The sequence below is a fragment of the Eubacterium sp. CAG:161 genome, from assembly GCF_000432355.1.
Classification (GTDB): Bacteria; Bacillota; Clostridia; order Lachnospirales; family Lachnospiraceae; genus Eubacterium_G; species Eubacterium_G segne.
Window position 1 is genome coordinate 4,814 of the sequence record NZ_HF991831.1, and the last position, 8,514, is coordinate 13,327.

Sequence of the window (8,514 nt, forward strand, 5' to 3'; positions counted from 1 at the left end):
CAGCTATAGCTTCGTTTTTTGCCATTGGCACTGGTTTTAACTACTCGCCTGCGGACCAACTCTTCTTGAACCTGTAAGTAGATTTCCTTCGGAATGATGTTGTGTCATAATGTTTCTGATTTCGTGCTATAAAAGCACCTCCTTTATCTCGTATTATATATAATCATATGCGAGAATAAAGTGTCAACTATTATGATAAAACATCAGATCCGTTACACCCTGCTATATCGGAATCTCCATGGGAGAAGGAGCGGAAGGATGCAGAATACAAGAAAAGGATAGATGAATTACTTGCTAAGCTCTATGCCGATGAGGAAGCTCGCAGGGAAAAAGAACGGAAAGAGATGGAAGCAGAACAGGGGCGAAAACGTAGGCTTGAGGCAGAAAAAAGACACATAGAGCAGGAAAAAAAACGCTGGAATACTTTGAGAGAATGCTTCCGTCATATGATGAGTATGAGAGAGAGAAGTATTCGAAGAATTATGAGTCAGAGAGTGAATTATTAGTGCAGGAATTTAAGCCTGTAACATTACAACAGGATGATATAGATGTTGATATTATTGGACAAGGAAAGCGAATTCTTATTGACAATGTATGGGCACTCTACTATAATATTTAGTAGAGTGATTAAGATAGGAGTTATAGCTATGAGATTACAGATATATATGTCTCCGATGTTAAGTGAAAGATTATGCAAAGAAGCTTTGGATAAACAGATGAAACCATGCGAGCTTGCTGATCAAATATTAAAAGATCATTTTGGAATAAGAGAAGATAAGGAAGATTATCAGAAAGCATTGCACAATTTAATTGAAGAGATAGATCAATTCCTTAAAGATGACGAAAAAGTAAAAAAAGTGGGAGGTACATTTACCTTACTTGATTTTGAAAGTTTTCGAAGTATTGGAACACCAGCTGTTCGGAGTGCAGTAGGAAGAGGGATTGCTAAATATTTTAAAGAACGTAAAGATGTGGAGTATTGCAGAGATGCAAATGGGGAAATATGTAGAACAAGATCAAGGCATGCAGCAATATATAAAGTTAGTCAAGATTAAGATGTATAACCTTATAGCACAAAAAAATAGAAAGGAACGGTTTTATGCCACGACCAGAAAAAGAATTTGGAGAACGTAGTAATGATGATATTATACGTGAGATTTTGCGAGAATATGCAAGTAGAGAAAATCCAATAGGAAAAGCAGAGATTATCAAACATGTAAAAGCGATGGGATATGTAAAGGAAAAAGATAAATCTAAATCTAAAATAGAGCGCAAGGCAATTGAGGGGTTTTTGGATAGAATGGGTGCAAGAGTCTATGAAACGGAAGAAGAATGCGACGAAATTATAAGAGAATGTCGAGTGACTGAGCGAGAAATCATATTTATTAAAAAAGGGCAGAAAGGAAGGGCGATTGGATACTGGATGATGGAAACATTATCTGACACGGAATGGATGTTTCTGATGGATTCAGTACTTAATAGCAAAATCTTGACCAAGAAAGAGGCAGATAATCTTGCAAATAGGATTACATTTCTGGCTGGCAAGAGATTTTCTGATTTGACGAATTATCGTCACCGTATGGGGAATCAGCCGTATTTTGTTGGAGATGATGATATAGATGAAAAAGTTGGTTATATAGAAAGTCGCGTCTTACAGCAAGTTCGGTTAATCAGACAGGCGATTAAGCAGGGGAAAAAGATAAAATTTAATCTGTGCGTGTATGATTATGGAAATCAGAAGGTAAGGCTGGTACCATATGGAAGATATGGAAAGGTGCTGCCAGAGACACCGGAGAAGTATAGAGAGGATGTACACAGGATTTGTTCACCATTTGATATTATATTTTCTAATGGACGCTACTATATGTTGGGAGCTGATCTGGAAACGGAAAGACGTACAGACTTGAAATATAAGCTGTACAGAATTGATTTGATGACAGACGTTACAATTAATCGAGCGAAAGCTGTTACAAAAGAGGAGGTCGGACTTTTAGAATTAAATGATCTATTTGAATATAGAATGGAAAATCCGTATATGTTCACAGGTAAGGTTGAGAGAGTAAGAATACGTATAGATACAGATCAATTCACACAGGTTGTGGATTGGTTCTCAGATCGCTTTAAGGTTGTAGGATACGATGCGGACGAAAACAAGTATTATGATATAGAACTCAAAGTAAATCTCAATAGTTTTACTTTTTGGGTATTGCAATATAGCGGATGTGTAGAAGTTCTTGACAGAGAGAAAAAAGGCGAGAAATCCTATAGAAATAAGATTAAAGAAACATTGAAAAAAGCATTGGAAAAGTATGAGGAGTATGACCAATGAAGATAATAACATGGAATATAAATAGATTTGATGGGGTATGGGACTGGTATGAAAAAAAGAAAGATAAAGACACCGAATATCGAAAAAATATGGCTGAAGAAATCATTGGATATTTGGTTAAATTAATATCAAATGAAGATGATGTGGCAGTATTGCAGGAGTTCCCCTATTATGAGTATAATGGTAGTATTCAATGGGGTTGTGATGAGTATAGTAACTGGATATCTTTATTTGAGAAGAATAATCTAACAGTTATAGAACCGTACAAAAAGGGACTAAATGTAACAGTAGCTGTGGTTCCTAAGCAGAAAAGTGTATGGAAAAAGACAGATGGTGATGATTGTAAAACATCATTTAAAGATGGGTATTTAAATAAGTATATTGAATTGTTAAAAGAATTTAGAATACTTGGAATTCATTTACCTAGTTCATCTGTATTATTGCCTTTATTGCACGGAATGGGAGAAGCCGATAGACCGGACTTAATTTTGGGAGACTTTAATTCAGGAGATTACGTAATCAAGAATAGATGGGATGAAGAACGTGAGTGTGAAAGACAACAGTATCGAAAGCTGATTAATGTATATGGCTACACGGATATTTCTGGAGGTGGTGTAACAAATCATATAACAGGATCTTCAATAGATCATTTTTTAATAAAAAATACAGTGCTTTTTAGACTGAATATAAAAAACGTTTTTATTGATGATAATAAAACATTGTCAACATTGTCCGATCATTATCCAATTATAGTGGAATTGGATAAGAAGTTTTAGAGAGCCATTTCCTTCAAATACAACAGATGCCACTATTGTATTTGGAACGCTTAACAAAATATGCTACTCAGAATCGGGTATCAGGTGTAAAACGAGAATTGAAAGAGAGATAAAGTTTTGTTTTTGATATTTCTGAAAGAAACGATTTGAGTAGATTTATAAACCAATTGATATAGTAAAATCTCAAGGTAAAAAACAGAAAGGGGCAGTTGTTTTGGAGTTTATGATAAAGAGAACCAGTATCCGGATGTGGTCAAAAATTATCGGGTAAAAGGATACGTATAAAAAAGCAATTGATTTGGTCGATGCAGCCCAAATTGAAGTAGAGCAGATAAAAAAATTGGAGAACAATTATGAGTACTAATGACAAGTTGCTATACCTCGACAAGATATTCTGTGCTGACATTTGTAGCAGCAAAGGTATTTTTGAGGTCCTCGGGTGACCGAGGGTATATTTGAGAGTTCAATTTTAAAAGACGTTTCTGTTTTTGGTTTTAGTCGGATTGGTGACAGAGGAAGGTGAAAGAATTGGAACAAAAATTTAGTTCAGATTTAGAAATACCCAAATATCTCAAACGGAAAGAAAATGATATATCTAAAGCAAATAAGAAGTCAAAACACAGGCATCAATATGAAGAATGTCTAATTAGATATAAATGGAATTGGGAAGAAAATAAAATTCATACATCACTTAACAGCTATTGTATTATCTGTGGGAAAATCAATGATAAAATGAAAAATTCTATTGTAGTAGATTATATGCAAAAAATAGATACACCAGTGGGAAAACGTTATATACAGATTTCAGAGGATGTATTATATCAGACATATCGTGGAAAATTACCAGTATTTTTTGTAGAAGACATATATAAAGATAAATTTGTAAATTTACATAACACGAATAGCGTTAAAAGAGATGAAGAAAACATAGAGGTGAAGAACGTATGAAATGTGAAAATGTAGGTTTAAAATCAATATTGGCACCAAAATTCAGTAAACAGAATAAAAACTGTACCTTGTGAAATTACCATGTATCAGGCACTTGACTTTCTTTTGGAAGCAAGAAGAAGGGATTTCGTGAATTTAACTAACAGATTCGTAGACACATCAAACTTATGGATTTACAACTACTACAATAGTGAAACGAAATCATTTCACTTCGATTTCAAGGAGAGAATTGTTCCGGACAAAAATATTTGCAAGAGTGCTATATATGATTAGGCATTTATTGATGAGCTTATTAATATTGAAGAACATGAAAATGCATCTGTCTTCAAGGGAAATATGGTTCATTATGTGGTATGCGGTCATAGTATTGAGGCTGTAAAAGATATGACGGAAACACTTATGCAGAGCTTAATAAGGGCAAAGCGTATAAGTAGCCAACGCCTGGAAGTAATCAGCGAGATAGAACCTGATGTGTATCTTGTACAAAATCATCTTAACGACATAATTGAGGGGAATTACGGAGGAGTGGTAGTTCTTGATCTTACAGAAAAGTTTGGTTGTGATCCGGTAGATTATACTTTGACTAGCAAATATATAGTGAATCTTCTAAAAGAGTATAGAAATAAATGTCTTTTTGTTTTTACATACTCCTATAATTATTTGGAGGTCTAGAATGGAAAAGGATTTTATTGATGAGTTTATCACATCGAAAGATACAAGAGCTTATCTACATAGTATTCACCACGAATTTACAGATATAGAAAAGGCTACAATAGTTGCAAATCACATTATGATTTCATATGAGGAAAAGGTAAAGTGGTTAAAACAGTTTATGGACGAAATAACTGATGATGTATTAAGGAATAGGATATTAAAGGCGATATCACAGATTATGGAAGACAAGCAATATTACAATGAAAGTAATATTGCATCAGGGAATATACCTTATAGTGAATCATTGTCTGACTTCATATTTATACCACACAACTTCCGGCATGGTGACATTGTAAGAAGTCTCTATGGTAACTGGAATACAACTATGTTTAACGAGAAGATAGGAATAATCTTAGGTTATTTTGACGATGATTATGAACTTTATAAAAATCTCAGAGGAGATTATTCTGATGTTCAGGTTTGCGTAGATATTAAGTTTGATGGAGTAGCATATCAGGGAGAGTTTGAACATAAGCATATTAATCCGATATATATTGAGCGTATGTCCTTGAACGAAAAAGATGAGAGAATTGCATATCTTAAATATCTCACGAATTTATACAGTAAAAATAGTCATAGGATTAATGCTGATAACAAACCTGAATATGCAGGTGGTTCAGATGATTTATTAGAGCAGAGATATCTTAGTGAATATATCCCGGTTTATGATGATACTTCTGGTATTTGGTGTGTGCAGATGGGATATGGTTTTGAAAGAGGAGCTGTTGATTATATTGCGGCGGAGTTCTCTGGAACAGGGTTAATATATCATTTCGTGCGTAATGGTCAGTTGGATCATGCCCATGGATTTGATAGTGTGTTGGAAGAAGTTTTGCAGGATCCAGAAAATGTAGATATTGTCACAGACTATGGTGAATATTCACAGCAGGAAATAAATATGGTTAGTGGGATAAAGAGAGCTGTGATGTTTGTACAATCACACCGCAGACCTATGACAAGTGCGGAACTGCGTGAAAATAGGTCAGATAAAAAAAACAAAGGAGAAGATAATTATGGATATAAATGAGGCATTTGCTATATCAAATAAGCCAGGAGAAATAACATTAACAGGATTTCATTTCATAAAAGATATGCTTCCCCAGGATTTTGAGGTTTGCTTAATTATAGAGAAGAATGGCCATTTATCCGCTGGTTGTTGGGACACCGGATTATGGAGCACTGAAAATGGAAAGGCTGGAAGTTTTAGGCAAAGCCGAGGAGGAGTAATTGAACTTGATAATGTACTGGCATGGTTACCTATAGAAGAAACAACAATAAACATAAAAGAATTATGGTGGAATCCTGAGTATCGTCTCATAGCTATTCTTTTGAATTGTGTTATGGTGTTTGCAAAAGATGCTGATAAATATCTAACTATCGAATATTACGGTGGAAATGAAAAGAAAATCATCTTTCACATGGATGTAACGACGGGCAACATATTAGAGATTGATGAAAATGGCAGAGGCGAAATATACTATCTACAATCTACAATGAGAGCATGGCATGATGATTTGAAGGAAAAACTTTTGGAAGGCTATTATAGTGGCAGATATACTGTTTTGCCAAAGTGGGAGGAATAGCACTTATGAATTATGAACCAAGGACATTAGAAGAGATTGTCGTTGGGAGTGAAAGATTTAACAATGAGCAGAAGTTATAAGCATACACCAGTATACAAAGTCGGTGGCAAAACGAAATTTGCCAAGAGAGTAGCGAATAAGAAAATACGTCGTTCGGGAAAAGATAATCTTGAAAATGCATATTCGGGTAAATCCAATGATTATCGCAAAGAAAATGAATCATGGCATATTTGGGATTATAGATTTTGGGGAGAACCAATATGGAGAGCGGAATCTTGGCGGAACATAGAGGGGGAATTATGGGAAAAACTTTATAAGAGAAAGTGAGACAATAGATTATGGCAATTCAGTTTAAAGAACTTAGAAAGTATTTGGCAAGAAATATCAGGTTATCCATATGTTTTGAAGATGGTCATTATCACGATTATCTGATGATTTCGGACATACCGGCTGAAAAATACAATGACTTATATCTTTATGGTGTGGGAATGGCAGATGTTGAATTTTCTAAGGATATATACACATCTCAAAAGGATTTAGACGGAGTAATTGTTTCAACAAACGATGATACGATAGAACCTGCGATTGAGATTGTTCTTCATGAAAATTCACGTGAGGTAGAAAGAAAGGCAGAAGATGTTCTTTTGTTCAAAGATATAAAGCCTTATTTACAGATAGGGCGAAATTTTGCTGTTGTTAATAGAGAAGACTGGTCATACAGATTATACGAATATCGAAATGAAATTCCAGCTAGTTATGACGACATGTTTGTGTATGGTATAGGCATGGAGGATAATTTAGAAGAAAGCGATAAAAATATCGCAAAAGTGTTGGAAAAAAGAAAATTTGATTTATGCTTGAATAAGCGGATGGTAATTGTGTTGTCAAATACAGCGAGGACGGATATTGAAATAAATGGAAAAACTATATATGGAATATTTTAGAGCGAAGGATGGTTATTATTATGAATTTGTCTGAGTTTTTGGAAAATTGGGATGGTAATACACAAATTGTGGTAAAGACTGATACAGAGGAAGTATTTTGCGGGAAGGTTGCGGATGTATCCGTGGATATAGCATGCAGATATAGTATTCCTAAAGCTGGTGTAAAGCATAATAGAGAAATAATGCACATAATTGTAGAGCATAACGGCAAAGAAAAAAGCAATTGATTTCAGTAAGCGGATTAAAAATAGAGTACAAAAATGGAAGGTGGATTTGTTATGGAGAATAGATTATTTTTATTATATTTTCCGGGGTATTATGATGGAGATGAAATCATTGGAATATATGATGATATATCGAAGTTGAAAGCTTCATATGAACGCGTGATTAGTAATCCTGCAGATGAGCATGGATTTCAACAATATGATTTTTATCTCAATAATCCTTGTACAAAGCTTACGATAGAAGAATTCAATCAGGACAATGAAATATTTGTAGAAGTAGAACCTGAATTGCTATGGGCAGAGTTTGATAAGGAATCTGTTTATGGGAAGGGACCGTTCTTTCTCCTTGTTACAGCAGATGAATGGAATCATGATGCCGACGAGTGGCTTGGAATATATGTAAGCAAAAAGACAGCAAGGGAAGCCTATGATAGGGCAGTTGCATGGTGGAATGAAGAGCAGAAGCGGGTGTCGGTTTCTACATCGCAAAGAGTTGCGATGTTTGAGTATATTGCTATGGATGACAGATTTAGGGAAGTGGAACGAAAAGAGCTAGACTGAAACGAGAAGGAGATTCTAAGTAATGGCAACTTATGTTATTGGAGATATTCATAATTCACTAAAAATTTGATGAAATGATTAAGCTGATATCACCTACAACGCAAGACCAGATTATGGATCTGCCTTTGCATATTGAAATCGATATTGGTTCAGAGAAATATCTTCTTGCACATGCAATGACATTTGCTCCACTGTATAGAGAACAGGAAGAAACTATGTATCTTGAGGGAATTGCAGAAATGCAAAAGTATTGGCAGTATGGTATAAAGGGTTATGTTTCGTTAATAGGACATCATGATTCTGCTCATCTTTATACAATCTTAATTTCAAAACAAACTTACTTACGCCCATTTAATACAAATAAAGATAGAGTAAAGGCAATATAAAAAAGGAATTAAGATTATGGAGATATAGTTATGCAACAGACAAACAGAT

14 protein-coding genes are annotated in these 8,514 nt (G+C 34.6%); all 14 read left to right on the forward strand.

What is annotated here, in order from left to right; all coding sequences use genetic code 11:
• The first annotated feature begins 433 nt into the window (after nucleotides 1-433).
• The 14 genes from Q5O30_RS00150 (at nucleotide 434) to Q5O30_RS00215 (ending at nucleotide 8,465) form a co-directional block, all read left to right on the forward strand.
• Nucleotides 434-619, forward strand: a complete 186-nt coding sequence (locus Q5O30_RS00150) for a hypothetical protein (protein WP_021951749.1) — start codon at nucleotides 434-436, stop codon at nucleotides 617-619.
• A 28-nt stretch (nucleotides 620-647) separates the two neighbouring features.
• Nucleotides 648-1,055, forward strand: a complete 408-nt coding sequence (locus tag Q5O30_RS00155) for a hypothetical protein (RefSeq protein ID WP_021951750.1) — start codon at nucleotides 648-650, stop codon at nucleotides 1,053-1,055.
• 44 nt (nucleotides 1,056-1,099) lie between these two features.
• Nucleotides 1,100-2,329: a WYL domain-containing protein gene (locus tag Q5O30_RS00160; RefSeq protein ID WP_021951751.1), complete on the forward strand. Its 1,230-nt coding sequence runs from the start codon at nucleotides 1,100-1,102 to the stop codon at nucleotides 2,327-2,329.
• On the forward strand, nucleotides 2,326-3,105 hold the full coding sequence (locus Q5O30_RS00165) for an endonuclease/exonuclease/phosphatase family protein (protein ID WP_021951752.1): 780 nt from the start codon (nucleotides 2,326-2,328) through the stop codon (nucleotides 3,103-3,105). Before Q5O30_RS00160 ends, Q5O30_RS00165 begins: the two co-directional genes overlap by 4 nt.
• Nucleotides 3,106-3,624: 519 nt before the next feature.
• Nucleotides 3,625-4,053 carry a hypothetical protein gene (locus Q5O30_RS00170; protein WP_302674480.1) on the forward strand — a complete coding sequence of 143 codons (429 nt, stop codon included), beginning with the start codon at nucleotides 3,625-3,627 and terminating at the stop codon, nucleotides 4,051-4,053.
• An 81-nt stretch (nucleotides 4,054-4,134) separates the two neighbouring features.
• Entirely contained in the window at nucleotides 4,135-4,326 is a 192-nt protein-coding gene (locus Q5O30_RS00175) for a hypothetical protein (protein WP_302674481.1), read from the forward strand.
• A gap of 63 nt (nucleotides 4,327-4,389) precedes the next feature.
• Nucleotides 4,390-4,725, forward strand: a complete 336-nt coding sequence (locus tag Q5O30_RS00180) for a hypothetical protein (protein WP_021951754.1) — start codon at nucleotides 4,390-4,392, stop codon at nucleotides 4,723-4,725.
• 1 nt (nucleotide 4,726) lies between these two features.
• Nucleotides 4,727-5,794 (forward strand): hypothetical protein, encoded by a 1,068-nt coding sequence (locus tag Q5O30_RS00185; protein ID WP_021951755.1) that lies wholly within the window; start codon nucleotides 4,727-4,729, stop codon nucleotides 5,792-5,794.
• Nucleotides 5,781-6,350 carry a hypothetical protein gene (locus Q5O30_RS00190; protein ID WP_021951756.1) on the forward strand — a complete coding sequence of 190 codons (570 nt, stop codon included), beginning with the start codon at nucleotides 5,781-5,783 and terminating at the stop codon, nucleotides 6,348-6,350. Before Q5O30_RS00185 ends, Q5O30_RS00190 begins: the two co-directional genes overlap by 14 nt.
• Nucleotides 6,351-6,398: 48 nt before the next feature.
• Nucleotides 6,399-6,677 (forward strand): hypothetical protein, encoded by a 279-nt coding sequence (locus Q5O30_RS00195; protein ID WP_302674482.1) that lies wholly within the window; start codon nucleotides 6,399-6,401, stop codon nucleotides 6,675-6,677.
• An 11-nt stretch (nucleotides 6,678-6,688) separates the two neighbouring features.
• A complete protein-coding gene (locus Q5O30_RS00200; protein WP_021951758.1) occupies nucleotides 6,689-7,294 on the forward strand; it encodes a hypothetical protein in 606 nt (201 codons plus the stop codon).
• Nucleotides 7,295-7,314: 20 nt separating this feature from the next.
• Nucleotides 7,315-7,521: a hypothetical protein gene (locus Q5O30_RS00205; protein ID WP_021951759.1), complete on the forward strand. Its 207-nt coding sequence runs from the start codon at nucleotides 7,315-7,317 to the stop codon at nucleotides 7,519-7,521.
• Nucleotides 7,522-7,572: 51 nt separating this feature from the next.
• Nucleotides 7,573-8,079, forward strand: a complete 507-nt coding sequence (locus tag Q5O30_RS00210; RefSeq protein WP_021951760.1) for a hypothetical protein — start codon at nucleotides 7,573-7,575, stop codon at nucleotides 8,077-8,079.
• A 74-nt stretch (nucleotides 8,080-8,153) separates the two neighbouring features.
• Nucleotides 8,154-8,465 carry a hypothetical protein gene (locus Q5O30_RS00215; RefSeq protein WP_021951761.1) on the forward strand — a complete coding sequence of 104 codons (312 nt, stop codon included), beginning with the start codon at nucleotides 8,154-8,156 and terminating at the stop codon, nucleotides 8,463-8,465.
• Nucleotides 8,466-8,514 lie beyond the last annotated feature (49 nt).

What these genes read in the sequence shown, in the direction of transcription:
- Q5O30_RS00150 (WP_021951749.1), top strand. Translation starts at nt 434, where the DNA reads ATGCTTCCGTCATATGATGAGTATGAGAGAGAGAAGTATTCGAAGAAT.
- Q5O30_RS00155 (WP_021951750.1), top strand. Translation starts at nt 648, where the DNA reads ATGAGATTACAGATATATATGTCTCCGATGTTAAGTGAAAGATTATGC.
- Q5O30_RS00160 (WP_021951751.1), top strand. Translation starts at nt 1,100, where the DNA reads ATGCCACGACCAGAAAAAGAATTTGGAGAACGTAGTAATGATGATATT.
- Q5O30_RS00165 (WP_021951752.1), top strand. Translation starts at nt 2,326, where the DNA reads ATGAAGATAATAACATGGAATATAAATAGATTTGATGGGGTATGGGAC.
- Q5O30_RS00175 (WP_302674481.1), top strand. Translation starts at nt 4,135, where the DNA reads ATGTATCAGGCACTTGACTTTCTTTTGGAAGCAAGAAGAAGGGATTTC.
- Q5O30_RS00180 (WP_021951754.1), top strand. Translation starts at nt 4,390, where the DNA reads ATGGTTCATTATGTGGTATGCGGTCATAGTATTGAGGCTGTAAAAGAT.
- Q5O30_RS00185 (WP_021951755.1), top strand. Translation starts at nt 4,727, where the DNA reads ATGGAAAAGGATTTTATTGATGAGTTTATCACATCGAAAGATACAAGA.
- Q5O30_RS00190 (WP_021951756.1), top strand. Translation starts at nt 5,781, where the DNA reads ATGGATATAAATGAGGCATTTGCTATATCAAATAAGCCAGGAGAAATA.
- Q5O30_RS00200 (WP_021951758.1), top strand. Translation starts at nt 6,689, where the DNA reads ATGGCAATTCAGTTTAAAGAACTTAGAAAGTATTTGGCAAGAAATATC.
- Q5O30_RS00205 (WP_021951759.1), top strand. Translation starts at nt 7,315, where the DNA reads ATGAATTTGTCTGAGTTTTTGGAAAATTGGGATGGTAATACACAAATT.
- Q5O30_RS00210 (WP_021951760.1), top strand. Translation starts at nt 7,573, where the DNA reads ATGGAGAATAGATTATTTTTATTATATTTTCCGGGGTATTATGATGGA.
- Q5O30_RS00215 (WP_021951761.1), top strand. Translation starts at nt 8,154, where the DNA reads ATGATTAAGCTGATATCACCTACAACGCAAGACCAGATTATGGATCTG.